Source organism: Paeniglutamicibacter cryotolerans (assembly GCF_014190875.1).
In the GTDB taxonomy this organism is placed as follows: domain Bacteria; phylum Actinomycetota; class Actinomycetes; order Actinomycetales; family Micrococcaceae; genus Paeniglutamicibacter; species Paeniglutamicibacter cryotolerans.
Genome location: NZ_JACHVS010000001.1, coordinates 1713305 through 1731424 on the forward strand (window position 1 = coordinate 1713305; position 18120 = coordinate 1731424).

The 18120-nt window shown below is 65.7% G+C and carries 17 protein-coding genes and 1 riboswitch; of the genes, 11 read left to right on the forward strand and 6 right to left on the reverse strand.

Going from position 1 to position 18120, the window contains the following annotated elements; genetic code table 11:
* Nucleotides 1–8: 8 nt before the first annotated feature.
* From E9229_RS08060 to E9229_RS08085, 6 genes are all read left to right on the forward strand, one after another.
* Nucleotides 9–1064 carry an ABC transporter permease gene (locus E9229_RS08060; RefSeq protein WP_183510713.1) on the forward strand — a complete coding sequence of 352 codons (1056 nt, stop codon included), beginning with the start codon at nt 9–11 and terminating at the stop codon, nt 1062–1064.
* 28 nt (nt 1065–1092) lie between these two features.
* On the forward strand, nt 1093–2034 hold the full coding sequence (locus tag E9229_RS08065; RefSeq protein WP_183510714.1) for an ATP-binding cassette domain-containing protein: 942 nt from the start codon (nt 1093–1095) through the stop codon (nt 2032–2034).
* Nucleotides 2035–2130: 96 nt separating this feature from the next.
* Complete coding sequence (locus tag E9229_RS08070) at nt 2131–3183, forward strand: Gfo/Idh/MocA family protein (protein ID WP_183510715.1); 1053 nt, start codon at nt 2131–2133, stop codon at nt 3181–3183.
* A gap of 5 nt (nt 3184–3188) precedes the next feature.
* On the forward strand, nt 3189–4226 hold the full coding sequence (locus E9229_RS08075) for a Gfo/Idh/MocA family protein (protein WP_183510716.1): 1038 nt from the start codon (nt 3189–3191) through the stop codon (nt 4224–4226).
* A gap of 64 nt (nt 4227–4290) precedes the next feature.
* Nucleotides 4291–5163, forward strand: coding sequence for a sugar phosphate isomerase/epimerase family protein (locus tag E9229_RS08080; RefSeq protein ID WP_183510717.1), 873 nt, complete (start codon nt 4291–4293; stop codon nt 5161–5163).
* A 103-nt stretch (nt 5164–5266) separates the two neighbouring features.
* The gene (locus E9229_RS08085; RefSeq protein ID WP_183510718.1) at nt 5267–5713 is read left to right on the forward strand and encodes an SRPBCC family protein; all 447 of its coding nucleotides are present in this window, start codon (nt 5267–5269) and stop codon (nt 5711–5713) included.
* A 28-nt stretch (nt 5714–5741) separates the two neighbouring features.
* Here E9229_RS08085 and E9229_RS08090 read toward each other — a convergent pair whose 3' ends face one another.
* The 3 genes from E9229_RS08090 to E9229_RS08100 all read right to left on the reverse strand — a co-directional run bounded on the left by E9229_RS08090 (nt 5742) and on the right by E9229_RS08100 (nt 8116).
* A complete protein-coding gene (locus E9229_RS08090; protein ID WP_183510719.1) occupies nt 5742–6860 on the reverse strand; it encodes a VIT1/CCC1 transporter family protein in 1119 nt (372 codons plus the stop codon).
* Between the two features lie 214 nt (nt 6861–7074).
* The gene (locus E9229_RS08095; protein WP_183510720.1) at nt 7075–7374 is read right to left on the reverse strand and encodes a hypothetical protein; all 300 of its coding nucleotides are present in this window, start codon (nt 7372–7374) and stop codon (nt 7075–7077) included.
* Between the two features lie 16 nt (nt 7375–7390).
* Nucleotides 7391–7502: riboswitch (SAM riboswitch) on the reverse strand.
* Nucleotides 7503–7537: 35 nt separating this feature from the next.
* Nucleotides 7538–8116 (reverse strand): DinB family protein, encoded by a 579-nt coding sequence (locus E9229_RS08100; RefSeq protein ID WP_246380428.1) that lies wholly within the window; start codon nt 8114–8116, stop codon nt 7538–7540.
* A 173-nt stretch (nt 8117–8289) separates the two neighbouring features.
* On the opposite strand from E9229_RS08100, the gene E9229_RS08105 reads away from it, so the two are divergent.
* On the forward strand, nt 8290–8865 hold the full coding sequence (locus tag E9229_RS08105; RefSeq protein ID WP_183510722.1) for a cupin domain-containing protein: 576 nt from the start codon (nt 8290–8292) through the stop codon (nt 8863–8865).
* Here E9229_RS08105 and E9229_RS08110 read toward each other — a convergent pair.
* The gene (locus tag E9229_RS08110) at nt 8862–10673 is read right to left on the reverse strand and encodes an APC family permease (RefSeq protein WP_183511952.1); all 1812 of its coding nucleotides are present in this window, start codon (nt 10671–10673) and stop codon (nt 8862–8864) included. The genes E9229_RS08105 and E9229_RS08110 overlap by 4 nt on opposite strands.
* Before the next feature lie 310 nt (nt 10674–10983).
* Between E9229_RS08110 and E9229_RS08115 the strand changes: the two genes are divergently transcribed.
* The 4 genes from E9229_RS08115 to E9229_RS08130 all read left to right on the forward strand — a co-directional run bounded on the left by E9229_RS08115 (nt 10984) and on the right by E9229_RS08130 (nt 14554).
* Entirely contained in the window at nt 10984–11466 is a 483-nt protein-coding gene (locus E9229_RS08115; protein ID WP_183510723.1) for a hypothetical protein, read from the forward strand.
* Nucleotides 11453–11758: a transcriptional regulator gene (locus tag E9229_RS08120; protein ID WP_183510724.1), complete on the forward strand. Its 306-nt coding sequence runs from the start codon at nt 11453–11455 to the stop codon at nt 11756–11758. The genes E9229_RS08115 and E9229_RS08120 overlap by 14 nt, the downstream gene beginning before the upstream one ends.
* Before the next feature lie 133 nt (nt 11759–11891).
* A complete protein-coding gene (gene speB / locus E9229_RS08125) occupies nt 11892–12881 on the forward strand; it encodes an agmatinase (RefSeq protein ID WP_183510725.1) in 990 nt (329 codons plus the stop codon).
* Complete coding sequence (locus E9229_RS08130) at nt 12878–14554, forward strand: thiamine pyrophosphate-binding protein (RefSeq protein WP_183510726.1); 1677 nt, start codon at nt 12878–12880, stop codon at nt 14552–14554. The genes speB and E9229_RS08130 overlap by 4 nt, the downstream gene beginning before the upstream one ends.
* An 80-nt stretch (nt 14555–14634) precedes the next feature.
* Here the strand turns inward: E9229_RS08130 and E9229_RS08135 are convergent, their stop codons facing one another.
* Nucleotides 14635–16341 carry an IS1634 family transposase gene (locus E9229_RS08135; RefSeq protein WP_183511802.1) on the reverse strand — a complete coding sequence of 569 codons (1707 nt, stop codon included), beginning with the start codon at nt 16339–16341 and terminating at the stop codon, nt 14635–14637.
* A 146-nt stretch (nt 16342–16487) separates the two neighbouring features.
* On the reverse strand, nt 16488–17765 hold the full coding sequence (locus E9229_RS08140) for an ion channel protein (protein ID WP_183510727.1): 1278 nt from the start codon (nt 17763–17765) through the stop codon (nt 16488–16490).
* Between the last annotated feature and the right edge of the window lie 355 nt (nt 17766–18120).

Consider the following 18120-nt stretch of genomic DNA (forward strand, 5'->3'; position numbering starts at 1 on the left):
TCCTCACCATGACGAACACAGTCCTCACACCGCCAGTCGCCCCGAAGGTGGCCGATGAACGCGTGGGCTCCAAGAGCACCATCGCAAAGTTACTGGGCCGCCCGGAAATCGGCGCGCTCGTAGGAGCCATCGCACTGTTCGCCTTCTTCGCCGTCGTGGCGCCGGTGTTCCTGCAGCCGGCCTCGTTCGCGACGGTGCTCTACGGATCCTCGACCATCGGCATCATGGCCGTGGGAGTGTCCCTGCTGATGATCGGTGGGGAATTCGACCTCTCGACGGGTGTGGCTGTGATTTCCTCGGCACTTACCGCCTCGCTTTTCTCCTGGTACTTCAGCACCAACGTCTGGATCGGCGTCATCCTCGCGCTGGCCGTTTCACTGGCAGTGGGCTTCATCAACGGATGGATTCTGGTCAAGACCAAGCTGCCCTCCTTCATCGTCACCCTGGCCACGTTCCTGATGCTCACCGGGCTGAACCTCGGCCTCACCCGTGCGATCGGCGGCTCGGTGTCGACGCCCTCCATCGCCAAGATGGACGGCTTCGACTCGGCCAAGGCCCTCTTCGCCTCCACCGTGGACATCGGCGGCGTCGATGTGAAGATCACCGTCTTCATCTGGATCGCACTGGTCGCCGTCGCCTCCTGGATCCTGCTGCGCACCCGCGTCGGCAATTGGATCTTCGCCGTCGGCGGAGACGACACCGCTGCCCGCGCCGTGGGCGTGCCGGTGGTCCGCACCAAGATTGGCCTGTTCATGGGTGTCGGCTTCTGCGGCTGGATCCTGGGCATGCACAACCTCTTCGCCTTCGACACAGTGCAGTCCGGCGAGGGCATCGGCAACGAATTCCTCTACATCATCGCCGCGGTCATCGGCGGCTGCCTGCTCACCGGCGGCTACGGCTCGGCAGTGGGCGGAGCCATCGGCGCGTTCATCTTCGGCATGGCCAACAAGGGCATCGTCTACGCCGAGTGGAACCCGGACTGGTTCAAGTTCTTCCTGGGCCTGATGCTGCTGCTGGCCACGATCGTCAACCTGGTCGTCAAGCGACGCGCGGAAACCAAGTAGGCACCCAAGGATCCCAGGAGGAATTCCGATGGCCAACACCCATTCCCCGGTCGGGGAGCACATCGAGCAGGCCACGCTGCTCCAGGGCGAATTCGACCCCCTGACCCACACACCCGTGCACCTGCTTGAACTCAAGGACGTCGCCAAGCACTACGGGAACATCATCGCACTACGCGATGTCACCATGGTGGTCGACACCGGCCGCGTCACCTGCGTGCTGGGCGACAACGGCGCCGGCAAGTCCACGCTGATCAAGATCATCGCAGGCCTGCACCAGCACGATGCCGGCACATTCTCGATCATGGGCGCCGAGCGCAAGCTCAACTCCCCGCGTGAGGCACTGGATGCAGGGATCGCGGCCGTTTACCAGGACCTGGCCGTCGTCTCGCTGATGCCGATCTGGCGCAACTTCTTCCTCGGCTCGGAGATCACCAAGGGCTGGGGTCCGTTCAAGAGCATGGACGTCGAGAAGATGAAGCAGGTGACCAAGGGCGAACTTGCCGCCATGGGCATCGACCTGCGCGATGTGGAACAGCCCATCGGTCAGCTCTCCGGTGGCGAGCGCCAGTGCGTGGCCATTGCCCGTGCCGTGCACTTCGGCGCCAAGGTGCTGATCCTCGACGAACCGACGGCCGCGCTGGGCGTCAAGCAGTCCGGCGTGGTGCTGCGCTACATCCTGCAGGCCCGCGACCGTGGCCTGGGCGTCATTTTCATTACCCACAACCCGCACCATGCCTTCCCCGTCGGGGACCGGTTCCTGCTGCTCAAGCGGGGCAAATCGATCGGCTACTACGACAAGAAGGACATCACCATCGATGAGCTGACCAGCCAGATGGCCGGCGGTGCGGAGCTGGCGGAGCTCGCCCACGAGCTGGAGCAGGCTGGCGGCCACCCCGAGGTGCTGGCCGAGGTCAATGCCGAGGTGGCCGAGGTGAGCGAGGCGGGGGCCTCCGGAAAGCATTCGGCCTAGACCTGGCGGCCGGCCACGGGGTCCCACCCCGGTACCGGCCACCGGCGTGCAGCCATCACCCGATCCAGCAGAACACCCGACAGCAAAGGTGCACCGATGCGCGGATTCCCCGCGGCCCTTCCCACATCCCGCATCCCCGATTCCAGCTCGGCGCCTGCCATTAGTTGGGGGATCGCCGGACCGGGCTGGATCGCGGAGCGCTTCACCGAGTCGGTCCAGGCCCATACCCACCAGCGCATCACCGCCGTGGGATCGCGCTCTGCGGAACGCGCCGCGGCCTTCGCCCGGACCTACGGCATTGCCACCAGCCACGGCAGCTACGCCGAACTGGCGGCGGACCCGGAGGTAGACATCGTCTATGTCGCAACACCGCACCCGCAGCACTTCGAGGTGGCGATGACTGCCATCGAGGCCGGCAAGCACGTGCTGGTGGAAAAGCCTATGGGCATCACGGGCGAACAGGTCCGCCTGCTCGCCGAGGCGGCTGCCGAATGCGGCGTCTTCGCCGCCGAGGCCCTGTGGACGTTCTTCCTGCCCAAGTTCGACGTGATCGACCAGCTGCTGGAAGCCGGGGTCCTGGGGGAGATCGTCTCGGTCTTCGCGGAGTACGGCGAATACTTCGAGCCCGGACACCGGATCTTCGACCCCGCACTGGCCGGCGGACCGCTGCTGGATCTCGGAACCTACCCGCTGGCCTTCGTTAACCGGGTGCTCGGCGTACCGGACACCGTCGCCGCGATCGGAAGCCCGCACCCCTCGGGCGTCAACGGACAGCTCTCCGCCGTCCTGGGCTTCGGCTCCGGCGCGCAGGGGACGGTGAACACCAACCTATACAATTTCACCCCGACCGAGGCCGTGATCGTGGGCACCGAGGCGACACTGCGCATCGATGGCCTGTTCAACATGCCCGGCGGCTTCACGCTGCGCCACTCAGACGGACGCGAGCTGCGCTACGAGGAGCCCGCGGGTGCCCACTTCGAGGGCCTGCACTTCGAGGCGGCGGCGGTGGCACGAGCCATCACCGCGGGGCTGAAACAAGCCCCTCAACGGTCCTTGGCCGACAGCATCACCACACTGGACCTGGCCGATGAGATTCGTGCCCGGACCGGCATCAGCTTTCCCGACACCATCACTGCAAGCAGGGAGTAAGAAGCATGAAGATCCTGAACCTCGGACTCGTCGGAGTGGGCCGCATCGGCACCATGCACGCGAACAACATCAACGAGCTGCGTCCGGGGCTGGCCGAACGCGGACTGGAAGTCAACCTCTGGATCACCGACGTGGCAGCCGATTACGCCCGGGGCGTTGCCGCATCGCTCGGCGCGGAATTCCACTGCTCGGTGCGCCAAATGGTCGACGCGGGAGCCGACGCCCTGATCATCGCCACCGGAACCATGACCCACCCGGATCTGATCCGCGCGGGGATCGCCGCCGGTCTGCCGGTCTTCTGCGAGAAGCCGGTAGCAGGCGACGTGGAATCCGCGCTGCCGCTGCTCGAGGAGATCGCCGCCGCCAACGGCCGCGTCCAGATCGGGCACCAGCGCCGCTTCGACGCCGGCTACCTGGAAGCCAAGCGCGCCCTGGACGCGGGTGAGATCGGCTGGATCCACTCGATGCGTGCCATCACCTGTGACATGTTCCCGCCGTCGATCGAATTCCTGGCCGCCTCCGGCGGACTCTTCCGCGACTGCTCCGTCCACGACTTCGACATCCTGCGCTGGCTCACCGGCAAGGAAATCGTCGAGGTCTATGCCAGGAGCTCGAACAACGGGGACCCGGCCATCGGCGAGGTCGGCGACGTCGACACGGCACTGTCCCTGCTGACCTTCGAGGACGGCACGGTGGCCACGGCCAGCGCCACCCGCTACAACGGTGCCGGGCACGACGTGCGTCTGGAAATCCAGGGCTCGAAGGACTCGATCGTCGTGGGCCTGGATGAAAAGGCCGCCCTGCGCTCGGCCGAACCGGGCATCACCTTTCCCTCCGGCGCAGCCCACCAGACCTTCATCGAGCGCTTCGATGCCGCCTACCGCGCCGAGATGACGGCCTTCGTCGAATTCGTGCTGGGCGAGCGGGAGAACCCCTGCTCGCCGTGGGACGCCGTAGCTGCCTCCCGCGTCGCCGATGCGGCCCAGGAATCGCTGCTCACCGGCGTGCCGGTGCGGATCGCCATGGTTCCTGCCAACAGCTGACCCGGCCGGGCCGATGCGGCCCGGGGCACTCCTTCCAGACACCACAGATTAAGGAACAACAGCAATGACCACTAACATCGCCGATCAGCTGGCAGCGGCTCCCATCTCCTGGGGCGTCTGCGAGGCCCCCGACTGGGGCGTGCAGCTTTCCCCCGAGCGGGTTCTTGCGGACATGCGCGAGCTGGGCATCAAGGCCACCGAATTCGGCCCGCTGGGCTTCCTGCCGGCCGAACCGGGCCCGCGCGCCGAGTACCTGGCCGGCTACGGGATGAAGGCCATCGGCGGCTTCCTTCCCGTGGTGCTGCACGACGCATCGGTGGATCCGATGCCGCTGGTCGATGCCGAGCTCGAGGCCTTCGTGGCGGCAGGAGCCTCGGTGCTGGTGCTCGCTGCCGATGCCGGAACCGGCGACTACGAGGCGCACCACGAAATGGACGAGGCCCAGTGGGGCACCTTCGCCGCGAACCTGCAGCAGATCGTGGACCGTGCTGCAGCATGCGGGATCCTCGCCGTGCTGCACCCGCACGTGGGGACGATGATCGAATCAGCCGCCGCGGTGATCCGGCTGCTGGAAACCACCACGGCGCAGATCTGCCTGGACACCGGCCACCTGCTGGTCGGCGGAACCAACCCGCTTCAGCTGGTGCGCAAGCATGCGGACCGGGTCGGGATAGCGCACCTGAAGGACGTGCGTTCCGAGGTGGCGGCGCAGGTTGAAGCCGGTGACCTCGGCTTCGTCCAGGCCGTGAAGCAGGGCATGTTCGTGCCGCTGGGCCAGGGCGATTGCGAGATCGGGGAGATCGTGAACCTGCTCCAGAGCTCGGGCTATGCCGGCTGGTACGTCATGGAGCAGGACGCCGTGCTGGACAGCGCCGCCGAGGCCGACGCGGCCAAGGGCAACGTGCGCGCGTCGATCGACTTCCTGCTGGCACTCTAGCCCCCCGCCCATGGTCCCGGCATCCTCCCCTCTGGGAGGCGGGGTGCCGGGATCTTTGTCGTCCAGGCGGATACCCGAGGGACCCGGGGCCTAGACTGGGGCCATGCCAGCTTCCCAGTACCTGCAATCGCGCCGGCGCATCGTTGCGGCCGGGCCACACGAGATCTTCGAGCTGCTCTCGGATCCGGCAATGCACCCGGTCATCGACGGCTCGGGTACGGTCAGGGCCTCCCGCGGCGCAGCGGAGAAGTTGGTGCTGGGCAGCACCTTCGGCATGGACATGCGCCTAGGCGTGCCCTACCGGATCACCAACAGAGTGGTTGAGTTCGAGCAAGACAAGCTGATTGCCTGGAGGCACTTCAACGGACACCGGTGGCGCTACGAGCTGGAACCCGTCGCGGGTGGAACGCTGGTCACCGAGACCTGGGACGCCAGCCGGCTGCGGTACAAATGGGTGCTGAGGCCGTTGGGTTTCACGCGGAGCACCGGGCCGAACATGGAGCGGACGCTGGAGCGCTTGGCCGCACACTTCGCCCCGGAACCGCGGTAAGGGGCTCCGGAAACCTACCAACCGATGGTCAGGCCACCGAGCCGCCGAAGATCAGGCCCAGCACATAGGTCACGCCCGCGGCACCGAGCCCGATGCCCAGCTGGCGTAGACCGCGCTTGGCCGGCGAGGCGCCGGAGAGCAGCCCGACGACACCGCCGGTGAGCAGCAAGGCGACACCGACCAGGCTGGCGGCGAGCAGGATGGCCGGTGTGCCGACCATGCCGAAGATAAACGGCAGGATCGGGATGATCGCACCGGAGGCGAAGAAGCAGAAGCTGGCCGAGGCGGCCCCCAGGGCCGAGCCGATTTCTTCGTGCTCGATTTCGGTGGCGGCCTCCAACTCGGGCTGCACCGACAATGAGGGATTGCAGTCGCAGGAGTAGATGCCCATGCGCTCGGCGGCCCGGTGTGCTGCATCGGCGTCGCTCATGCCGCGGGCCTTGTAGACCAGCATCAGCTCATTGGATTCCAGATCCAGATCGGGCGCGGCGGACAGGGTGATCTGGGTGGGCTTGGATGCGGAAAGAAGCTCGAGTTGGGAACGCACCGAGACGTATTCTCCGGCGGCCATGGACAAGGCTCCGGCGAGCAGCCCGGCGAAACCGGAAAATAGGACGAGCGAGGATGAAACGCCGGTCGCGCCGATGCCCAAGACCAGCGCCAAGTTGGATACCAGACCGTCATTGGCGCCGAAGACGGCGGCACGGAAGTTGCCCGAGAGCCGGTGTCGGCCCCGCGTTGCCAGGCCGCGGACCACCTCCTCGTGGACCAGTTCGTCGGCGGCCATCTGCCGGGATGCGTCCTTGTCGGCTCCGTAAGGTGAAGCGCCTTCGGCCCGCTGGGCCAGGGCCAGGACGAAAACCGAGCCGAAGTGCCGGGCCAGGAAACGCAGTACCGTCCGGCGCAACGAGGGGCGGGAGGACTTCGCTGCATGCGGACCCAGCAGGTTGTGCCAGTGTTCTTCATGGCGTTTTTCGGCGTCTGCCAGGCCCAGGAGGATCTGGCGTTCCTCACCCGAACGGTTATTGGCCAACTCGCGGTAGACGGCACCCTCGGCGATTTCATCTGCCAAGTACTTGCGCCAACGCCGGATTTGGACGGGCGTGGGCTCGGAGAACGGAATCGGTGCTGGCGCTTGCTGCGTCATGGTTTCCTTTGTCGGTTCGTCATTTCCACGCGGGGCGGAAAGCGGAAAACCGAGGGAAACGGGTACAGAGAGCCTCGGTCCGCCGCTGGCGGTCCGAAGGTCTCGCTCGCCCGTGAAAATGATCGCGGGTGGATTGCCGGGTCAACATCATTGTGACCAGTATGTCGACAAGCCGCCGTCACCGCCGGGGCGGTGCATCGGGAACTACTCCCCTTCAGCCTATGAGTATAGCCGCATGGTCGCGGGTGAGGGTCGAAGCTGACCGGTCACTGCCGTTGAGTGGTTCCAGCACGAAGGCACAGGCTTTACCGTTGGCGCTGCCGGTGCGCGGTACCCGGATCGCGAGGGTGCGCGACATCGGATTCCACTCGGCCGGGCCGACCGCCCGGGCCAATGCGAGATGCAGTGCAGCGGGGGCCGGGCAGAGGAACCGGTGCCAGCGGCGGTTGATGCGCAGCTGGATCACGCCGAGGTCGGTATCGAGGATCGGCAGGACGCGGAAGACGGATTGCATGGGGCGGACTTCTTTTCCCTGGTTCTTGCACCGCCGGTCTGGACGGTGCCACTTCGTCATCCGAACCACCCCGTGAACCTGGGGGTTGGTGCGCGGCCAGTCGGAGCTTGGCGCCGCATCTCTTGAAGCTGGAATCAGTATAGCCACGGACCCGTTCGGGCGATCAGTTGATGAAGTGGCCGCCCGCGACCTCTGCCGCGCGTTGGACCCGGCCGCGGTAGCCTTCCCACCAGCCGTCTGCCTCGGTGGGGATGTTGGTGTTCCCCTCGCGCAGCCCGATCTCGCCGTCGATCAGCTCGCGCACGATGTCAGCATGGCCGGCGTGGCGGGCGGTTTCCGCGATGACGTGGGTGATGACCAGATGCAATGGCACCGCCCGTCGTTCCTCGGGCCACCAGGGTACCGAACCGATGTCATCCAGGTCGAGGTCCTCGACGGTGGCATTCGCATGGGCCTGCGCGCGCCGGTAGAAGTCAACGATCCAGGCACTTGATTCACCGGGCATGGCCCACATATCGTAATTGGTTTCCAGCTGGTCTTCGGGAACCCCGGCCCAGGGCATGGGCTCGGGCGCGGGCCGGCCAAAGGTCTCGCCGAAGTACCCGTATTCGACGCCGGCCATGTGCTTGACGAGCCCCAGCAGGTTCGTCGCACTGGGAACCAAGGGCCGGCGCATGTCCATCTCACCGAGCCCGGCAAGTTTCCAGAGCAGCGCATCACGCTGGGTCTGAAGGTATCGCATGAGGGTATCCTTGGCCTGATCCATGGGCACAGGGTAGGCTTTTTCGCTTGGAATTCACAGGGAACGGGACACCTGCCGCCGCTGCTGGGGGAGCGCCCTCGCTGATGTCGAATGCCGTCTGGCCTAAGCTTGTGCAAGACCGGAAAACCCAGAGCAGTAGAGAGTCGCAACCCATGAAGGCCTTGCCCGTCGAGCCCAGTAGTGCCCCGTTGGCCATCGGGTCGCGCATCCGTGCCGCGCGCCACGCCCAGCGCCTGACCATCGAGCAGGTGGCTGAATCCACGGGGCTGACCAAGGGGTTCCTCTCGCGGGTCGAGCGCGATCTCACCTCACCCTCCGTCGCCTCTCTGGTAACCCTGTGCCAGGTGCTCTCGGTGGAGGTCGGTGCGCTCTTCTCCGCCCCGGACATCCACGTGGTGCCCCTGGCCGACGCCCCGCGGATCTCCATGGGCGGGGTGGGAATCGTCGAACAACTCGTGACGGCGCGTTCGGAGCGCCGGCTGCAGGTCATCCGCTCCGTCATCGACCCCCGCGGGGCCGGCGAGCAGGAGCTCTACGCGGTGGACTGCGAGGTGGAGGTGCTGCATGTGGTCTCGGGGCGCTTCGTGCTGATCTTGGCGAATGAGCGCTATGAGCTGGCGGCCGGTGACACGCTCACCTTTCCTGGGCGCGAACCGCACAGCTGGCTCAACCCGACGGATGAGCCGGCAGTGGTCATTTGGACGCTGGTCCCGGCGGCCTCCAGCTAACCCACGTGCACCCACGGCCGGCGCTGCAGGTTCGGCTCCGCCTCCCGCAGCACCTCGCGGGTCATCGGGGCGATTTCGCCCTGGCCCAGGAAGAGGAAGCTGAGCATGTTCTTCACCGGGGAACCCTCGGTCCAGCGGAAATAGATGTGCGGCATGATGCCCGTTGTATCGCGTACGTGCATTGCGATGGCTGCCAGCGCCGTGGGGACGGAGGTGGCACTGGCCTCCAGGATCGGGAACCCGTGCCGGGTCAGCCCGCGGACCACGATGTCCTCGGCGAAGTCGGAGAAGTCCCCGATCTTCACCTCCACGAAGATGGCGGGCGAGTCGACGGGCAGGTGGCTTGCCGCGCGGGCATGGGCCAGCTTGTGCCGGTAGCGCTCTGCGCTCATCCGGACCGGCTCGTGGGCGATGAAACGGACCAGGCCCTGGTGCTCGGCGGCGCGGATGATCGCCTGGGCCTCCTCATCAAGCAACACAGAGGTGGCACGCAGTTCGGTGGATCGCTGGAAGCGCGAGATGAATGAAACGATCACTATCCCTGAGATGAAGAACGCGGCGATGCGCAGGCCGTCGGGCCGTTCGATGGAGTTGACGACCGTCGTGTAGAGGAAGACCACGGATACCAGCGCGAACATGAAGGTGCGCCAGCGTTGCTTCAGACGCCGAGCCGACAGTGTTACGGCCACGGCGGCCGAGGTCATCAGCACCAGCACGCCGGTGGCGTACGCGGCTCCCTGGGCGTCGACATCGGCATCGAAGACGATGGTCACGAGCAGGGCGATGGCCCCGAGCACCAGGACCAGCGGGCGGATGGCCCGGGCCCATTCGGGGGCCATGCCGAAGCGCGGCAGGTAGCGGGGGATCAGGTTCAGCATCCCGGCCAGCGCCGAGGCACCGGCGAACCAGAGGATGCCGATGGTGGAGAGGTCGTAGATGCTGCCGAAGACCTCGCCCAGCTGCTCATGGGCCAGGAAGGCCAGCGCGCGCCCGTTGGCCGGTCCGCCGGGTTGGAACGCCGCGGCAGGAATCAGGATCGTCGTCACCAGGGAGGAAGCGACGAGGAAGCCGCTCATGGTCAGTGCTGCCGTGGTGAGCAGCTTTTTGGCCCCGGCGATGCGTCCGGCCGGATTGGCCTCGGTGTCGCCCGGGCGCATCCGGATCTGCGGCATGACAGCAACGCCGGTCTCGAAGCCGGAGAGTCCCAGGGCCAGCTTGGGGAAGACGATCAAGGCCATCGCCACCATCATGACCGGGCTGCCGTGGCCGGTGGTCAGCGAGGTCCACCAGTCGCCGGCGGGGACCGGGTTCCGGGCGATCACCATGAATGAATTCACCACGACGACCAGGTTCAACACCAGGTAGATGCCCACCAGTGCCACGGCAAGGCCCATGACCTCGGTGAATCCGCGCAGGAACAATGCCGTGAGGCCGATGATCAGGAGGATCGTGATGGGGAGGTTCTGTCCGTGGAACCAATCCGGGGTGAATGGGTTCTCAATGATGTGCGCCGTCGAGTCGGCCGAGGACAGGGTAATGGTGATCATGTAGTCGGTGGCGGCGAAGCCCAGCAGGACCAGCACGAAGACCTTTCCCTTCCAGCGCGGCAACAGCCGTTCGAGCATGGAGATCGATCCTTGCCCATGAGGGCTTTCCTCGGCCACCCGGCGGTAGACCGGCAGCGCGGCGCCGAGGGTGACTGCAACGAGGATCAGTGTGGCCAGCGGGGCCAGGGCCCCGGCGGCGAGCGCCGCAATGGCCGGCTGGTAGCCCAGCGTGGAGAAGTAATCGAGTCCTGAAAGGCACATGACCTGCCACCATCGGTGACCAGCCGGCTTGGCCTCCTTCGTGGCCTGTCCCGTTTCGACGTGGCCGACGCCGGGGTTCATGAGCCAGGCGGAAATCCGCGTACCCGCGGTGCGGGAGCCGGGGGCGATGCGGCGGCCGTTAGCGCCAATGGGTGTGTTCACGACCGGAAACGCTACTCCTGGTTGGAGGCGAAAGCATCGGATCACCGCGGATAGTTTTGTGATACGGCTGACACCGCCGTTGATTTTCCCCCGCGGAAAGACAATGGTTTTCCATAACGGAAAGACAGATGGAGGGGAGTTGGGGTGGATGGAAGATGCATGTGGGGCGGACCCGGGCTGGCGGCGCGTGGAGCTGGCTAAGAGCCTGGCGCTCGCAGAGGGGGCCGCCAAGGCGATGGCCGGGCGTTTCGGGGAGCCTCTGTGGTTCTGCGTGCTCATGGGAATGCTGGCCGGAATCGGGGTGACGTTGCTGCATCTGGACGGAGCGGGCTTCGCGGGGGCGGTCGTCGTCGGGATCTTCGTTGCCCTGGTATCGGTCCGGGCCATCTGGCGTGGCCGCCGCGTGCGCGACCGCCCGCCACTGACCCATGGGCGGAGCCATATGTGGTGGGTCTGCGCGATGCTCCTACTCATGGGCCCGGTGCCGATGCTCACCGCGGTCGACGCGTTGCCCTGGGTGCTGGCAAAGCTGCTGCTGCTCTCCGCGGCCTTCACTTTGGTCTATTTCAAGTTGAGCAGGGCGGCACTGCGCCAGGCGGTAAAGGAGGGGTGGGTTGATGACACCTTCTGATCCGCCGGGCTTCAACGCGCTGATCCACGCACCGCAGCGCCTTCGCATTTGTGCCGCTCTGCTGCCCGTGCGGGAAATTGAGTTCTCGGCGTTGCGCGACGGACTCGCAGTGGCCGATTCCGTCCTGTCCAAGCACCTGCGGGTCTTGGACGAGGCTGGCTATATCCGCCTCTCCAAGCCCACGGGCCGGGGCCGGGCGAGGACCTGGGTGTCGATCACCGCGTCCGGGCGCACCGCCGTGCTGAAGCACCTGGATGCGCTTCGTGCCATGCTCGGTGATGTGGGCGCCTGAGCCCGACATTGTTTTCTTGACTGTGGCAGCTGCCACAAATAGCATTATAGGCAACAGTTGTTTTCAAATAGGAAACTTGGTGTGGGGTTCTTCCTCGAACCGCATCCGGGTGCCGCCCCGAAGGAGATCCAACATGGAAGAGATCCGCATCGAAGCCAATGGCAAGCTCGGCCCGATCGACGCCTCGCGCATTCCACGCTTTGCCGGTGCCGCGACCTATGCCAAGCTGCCGCGGATCGACCAGGTCGATGCCGCAGACATCAAAATCGTCGGAGTGCCCTTCGACGCCGGAGTCTCCTACCGCCCCGGTGCCCGCTTCGGTTCCACCCACATCCGCGAATCCTCACGGCTGCTGCGGCCCTATAACCCGGCCCTGGACATCTCCCCGTTCGAACGCTGCCAAGTGGCAGACGCCGGCGACATGGCGGTGAATCCGTTCAATATCAACGAGGCGATAGAGTCCATCCAGCAGAACGCGCTGGAGCTCACGGCCGACGGCTCCACCCTGGTGACACTGGGCGGGGACCACACCATCGCGCTGCCGCTGCTACGCGCCGCCTCCGAACGCGCCGGGGAACCGGTGGCCATGCTGCACTTCGACGCGCACCTGGACACCTGGGACACCTACTTCGGTGCCGAGTACACCCACGGCACGCCCTTCCGCCGCGCCGTGGAGGAAGGGATCCTGGACACCGAGGCGATCTCCCACGTGGGCACCCGCGGCCCGCTCTACGGCAAGAAGGACCTGGAGGACGACAAGCGCTTCGGCTTCGGCATCGTGACCTCCTCCGACGTCTACTACCAGGGCGTGCGTGAAATCGTCGAGAAGCTCCGCGATCGGATCGGGGCCCGCCCGCTGTACATCTCGGTGGACATCGATGTGCTTGACCCGGCCCACGCCCCGGGCACCGGAACCCCCGAGGCCGGCGGCATCACCAGCCGTGAACTGCTCGAAATCATCCGCGGGCTGCGTGGCATGAACATCATCGGCGCAGACATCGTCGAGGTCTCCCCGGCCTACGACCACGCCGAAATGACCGGCATCGCCGCCTCACACGTCGCCTACGACCTGGTTTCACTGATCGCCGACAAGCGCGCCGCCGATGCGGAGGCCAAGGCATGAACGCACCGACTGGGCCGAGCACCCGCAACGGCGGGGATCTGGTCATCGAGACGCTGACCGCTCTCGGTGCCAAGGCCGTCTTCGGGATCCCCGGGCAGCACGCGCTGGGCCTCTTCGACGCGCTTTCGCGTTCGAAGCTGAGCTTCGTCTCCTCCCGGGTGGAAAACAATTCGGCCTTTGCCGCCGATGGCTATTCCCGGGCCACCGGCGAGGTCGGAGTACTCTTCCTATCCACCGGGCCCGGAGCCCTGACTTCGTTGGCCGGACTGCAGGAGGCCTACGCGACGGGCGTGCCGATGATCGTGGTGGCCAGCCAGATCCCGCTGGACGGGCTCGGCGCCCGCCGCAAGGGCATGCTGCACCAACTGGATGACCAGAAAGCCTCCGCCGCGAACGTCACCAAGTCCCAACGCACCGTCCACCATGCCTCCGGCATCCCCTCGGCGATCCAGGACGCCTGGGCCGACGCGATCACCGTGCCGCAGGGCCCGGTCTGGATCGAGGTGCCGCAGGACGTGCTGCTGGCCCCGGTGTTCGTCCCGCCGGTCGCCGACGCGCTGGCCGAGGCATACCAGCACCCACCGCGGATCGAGCTCATCGACGAGGCGGTGCGCTGGCTCGGCGAGGCATCGCGCCCCGTGATCGTCGCCGGCGGAGGGGTTCGCCGTGCCGGTGCGCAGGCGGCGCTGCTGGCTGTGGCCGAAACGCTCGGCGCCCCCGTGGTGTGTTCGCCCGGCGGCAACGGCGCCTTCCCCTGGAACCACGAACTGTCGCTGCAATCCTGGGTGGAGGACCGGTACGTCACCGAGGTACTCGAGGACGCCGACGTGCTCATCGTCGTCGGGTCCGCCTTGGGCGAGGTGACCAGCAACTACTTCACGCTGGAACCACGCGGGCGGCTGATCCAGATCGACGCCGAACCTCGCGTGCTTGAATCCAACCGCCCGGCGCTGGGCATCCGCGCCGACGCCCGGGCAGCCCTCGAATACCTGGAAACTGCACTGACTGCCACCTCGGGCGGAACTGCCGCCGACTGGCACGGCCAGGGTCCGGTCCGGGTCGTCGCACAGACCCTCGCGAAGGTCGCTGCCCGGCTCGATGCCCAGGACCTGGCCAAGGAGCGCCGGTTCATGGCCGACATCCGGACCGCCGTGCCAGAGGACATGCAGACCTTCTGGGACATGACGATCTCCGCCTATTGGGGTTGGAGTTGTTGGGATGCTCGAAGCGGCGAATTCCACTCGGCCCAGGGCGCCGGCGGGCTGGGGTTCGGCTTCCCCGCGGCCATCGGCGGTGCCGTAGGCCTGCAAGTCGCCGGCAAATCCCATGCCGATGCGCGCGTGTTGGCCGTCTCCGGTGACGGTTCGGCGATGTACTCGATTTCCGAGCTCGCCACGGCCCGGCAGCACAACACACCGGTCACCTGGCTGATCGTCGATGACGGCGGGTACGGGATACTACGCGAATACATGGTCGGCACCTTCGGAAAGGCCACGGCCACCGAGCTTGCCCGCCCCGATTTCGTGGCACTGGCGCAATCCTTCGGCGTTCCGTCCCGACTGGTCGATCCAGAGGACGTCGGTGCCGCGCTGGCAGAGTCGTTTGCCGGGCAGGGTCCGAACGTGGTGGTTGTGCAGACACTGCTGAAGATGTTCGCCCCGACGCACCTCTAGCGGGAGTTTCCTAGCTAATCACTCCGATAGTCATGTCACACCTAGTCAGTGTCGGTTTTTAGTGACCGGAAATGTATGACCTAACTTTTCTTCGGGGCCAGCTTGGCGAGGTTGAAGATTTCGGCAAGGTTGGCGTGGGTGTCGATTTCTTCGGTGAGCATGCGCCGGGCCTTGGGGCGGCCTCCGGTGGAGGGGTAGATCATCACGGTTTCGCCGATGCTGGCCAGTCGTTCGAGCAGTTCTCGTACGGAGTGGTGTTCGCCGGCCTGTTCGACGTCGCGGCGCATGAGGTGGGCGATCTGCAGGGCCAGGACGCAGGTGAAGGTGTGGATGCGGATGTTGTGTTCGGTCCAGTGGTTCATGGGTGAGAACGAGACCACGTGGGGGTCCTTGAGCTGCCGGAACCCGAATTCCGCGTCCGATTGGGACCGGTAGGCGTCGACCACCTCGGCCACCGGCCAGTTCTCGTGGGTGGTGACCAGGATCCTTTTCCCGAACACCTCGTCTTCCAGCTCCTTGCGTGCGGTCTCGTTGACGCTGACGGAGAGCCTGTGGGTGGCCGGTGTGGTGCCGGTGACCTCGCAGAGCAGGACGCGCTGGAGCCAGGAGTCGCGAGTGATCGATTTGATGTGCTCGGCCAGCTCTCCGGTGGTGCGGCGGGCCTTTCCGCGGGCCAGTGTCTCGGCGAGGTCCGCGAGCTTTGCCTGGGCCTTGGCCAGGGTTTGGGCAAAGCCTGCGGCCTGCTTTTGGTGCAGTGTCGGTGAGTGGGTGAGGATCACCCGGCGCTCGGTCCCGTAGACATCCCTACGGGACTCCACTGCGCTGAGCCCCTCGAAGCGTTCCTCCTCCATGATCACGCGGTCCTTGGCCGGTATCTTGAGCAGGTCCGTGACCTGGGAGGGTGGGATGGAGCCGACGAAGGCGAGGTCGGTGTCGGTGACGCGGGTGAAGTTGGAGGCCGAGTTCTGTCCGGCGTCGAACACCACGGTGACTTCCGGGTTACCGGAGATCCCGGCGGTTTCGGCGAGCTTGCGGTGCCGCGCTCCGAGCGCGTCGATCATGAGCGGGAATTGGGTGACGTCGGGTTTGTTTCCCGGGTAGGCGTGGGCGAGCAGCGGGATGCCGCCGTCGCGGGTGATGACCAGTCCCAGGCCGACCAGGCGCAGGTCGTTGCGTTTCTGTTTGGCCTTGCCGCGTTGGGCGATCGGCGCTTTCTCGTTGGTGGAGTCGATGTAGGTGGCGAAGTTGGTCATGTCCAGGGCCAGGGCGGAGATGTCCAGGTTGAATTCGGTGATCATCGCCAATGCGATGCGTTCCTCGATCACCGCGAGCTGTTCCAGGGTGACCTTGTGCATGGCGTCCCAGAAGCGCCGGTGGTCCAGCACGGACGCGGGGATCTTGGTGAAGCGGTCCGCCGCGGTGGTTTTCCACCAATCACTGAAGCCGGCCTTGGAGGTGGGTGCCACGACCCGGTTCAGCGCCGCCAGGGACAGGTAGGTGCCTACCGAGGCACCTGCGTCCGTGCGGCGTGGGCCAACGGCCTCGTCGATAATCCCGGCGATGTCCAGGCGTTGCAGGATGCCCCAGACCGCGGCGGAATCCCCGAAGCCCAGGTGCCGCGTTTTCTCTGGCACGGTTGCGGCTTCCTTGGCGTCCAGGAGCTTTTCGATGTCCTTGGCGCTTCCCAGGTACCGCTCGGAAACCATCTTCGGCTTCCCGTCCACCCGCGCCATCTCACGCAGGTACCAGTACACGTTGCCGTTGATCGTTTTCTTGTAGAGCGCCATGTCATAAATCATACTTTAGGTCATACATATTTCGGCAGATGGAAGGCCCCGACACGCCGCTGATTCCGCGGTTTATTTCTTGTCGGGGCCTTCGAAAACGAAATAGCTAGGAAACTCCCGCTAGGGCCGGACGGTTGTTGTAGGTGTCATCGGCCGCGCATCTGCCGGGGAGGCCCCTGTACAAGCATTTCCGGAGCCCGGGCAATCAGAAGCCACACTGGCAGTACGGCAAAGCAGAGGACGGGTAGAAGCCGGATGTCCCCTGCCACCACCACGGCGATGAAGATGGCAATCCACCCGTCGCGGGACACGGACAGGACCATTCCCAAGGCTCCGCAGGCGATCGCCAAACCCACGGGGATCTGCTGTAGTACGGCATGGGCGCAGAGCCCGATGGCGACGCCGATGAACACGGCGGGGAAGATCCTTCCACCGCGAAAACCGGCGGTCGCGGCGATGAGCAGCGCCGCCAGTTTGACCGCGATGATGCCCGCGAGTTGCCATGCGGTGAAATTGCCGGCCCGATCCACGAGCTCCACCATCTCCTCGCTGCCCTTGAAGAGCGTCAGCGGACCACCCACGGCGCCCAGCAATCCAAGGATCAACCCGCCGAGCGTGGTGTAGAGGAGCGGCCACTTCAAGCGGCGGAAGAGGCCATGCAGGGGCTGGAAAAGCACACCTCCGACGAGTCCGACGAGCGCCGCGAGGCAAGCTACCAGGACGGCTGCTGGCAGCAGCCCCAACAAGGGGGAATCCACCGCGGGAACCACCGGCGCACGCAGCTGTTGGCCACCGAGAAGCACCAGGGTTATTGACGCCGTACTGGCTGATAGCAGCGGGAGGAACAACCTGTCCCACAGCGTTCCCCCGGTTTTGGCCGCTGCCACGACGCCCGTCAGCACGAGTATCGCGGCCACCGGCGTGCCGAAAAGGGCGCCGATGGTTCCCGCTGCGGAAACCATCACCACCAGTTCGACGCCAATGCGCGGCCATAAACGGTGGACGACCGCCACCAGAATCGCTGTGTTGAGGGCAACGATGGATGACTCCGGGCCCAAGCTGACCCCTCCGCCTAGACCCAACGCCGTCACGATGGCGAGGCCAGGAACGGCGGCCAGGGGCATCGGCGCTCCTATGAGTTCTATTGTTGCCGAGTCCTTGCCTCCATGGCCGGGCACGAAGGCGACGATCAGGCCGATGAGGAATCCAATGGCGCTCAGCACGGCGAAAATCCACCAGCGGGAATCGGGATCAACCTGCAAGAGATGGGGGAGCCAAGCCCAAAGGAATTCCTTAATGACATGAGCGACTTCGTCCACGATGAACAACCCGAGGGCTGAAACGAAACCCACGATGACCGCCGGTACCGACAACTGCAGCAGCATCCGGATGGAGGGAACTTCTTGTTCGTTCGTGATACTCATTTCGACAAGTTTTCGGAGCCCGAAAGGCCTCCACAGTGTGGGCCTTCGGGCCACGTGCGCGCACTACCGATCGCCGGCAATGACGCGGGCCCGGAGTATCGCGTCGTTGGCGGGGGCGGAATGGCCCGTGCAACAGAGCAGGAGCCCACACGGGAAACGGTGAAAACATGGAGTCGGTATTGGTGATTCATTCTGTCGAAGCACCCACTTTCTTTCGTCATGCACACGGGTGAGCCGTGTCGATCAGCTGGACATCAACCGTCTCCGGGTTTCGGCCGGCCTGCCAACGAACCGTTCCACCATGCCCCGGCCCCGAAGGCCGGCCCAGAACCTCGCCGCACCACCTTCCAGCGGA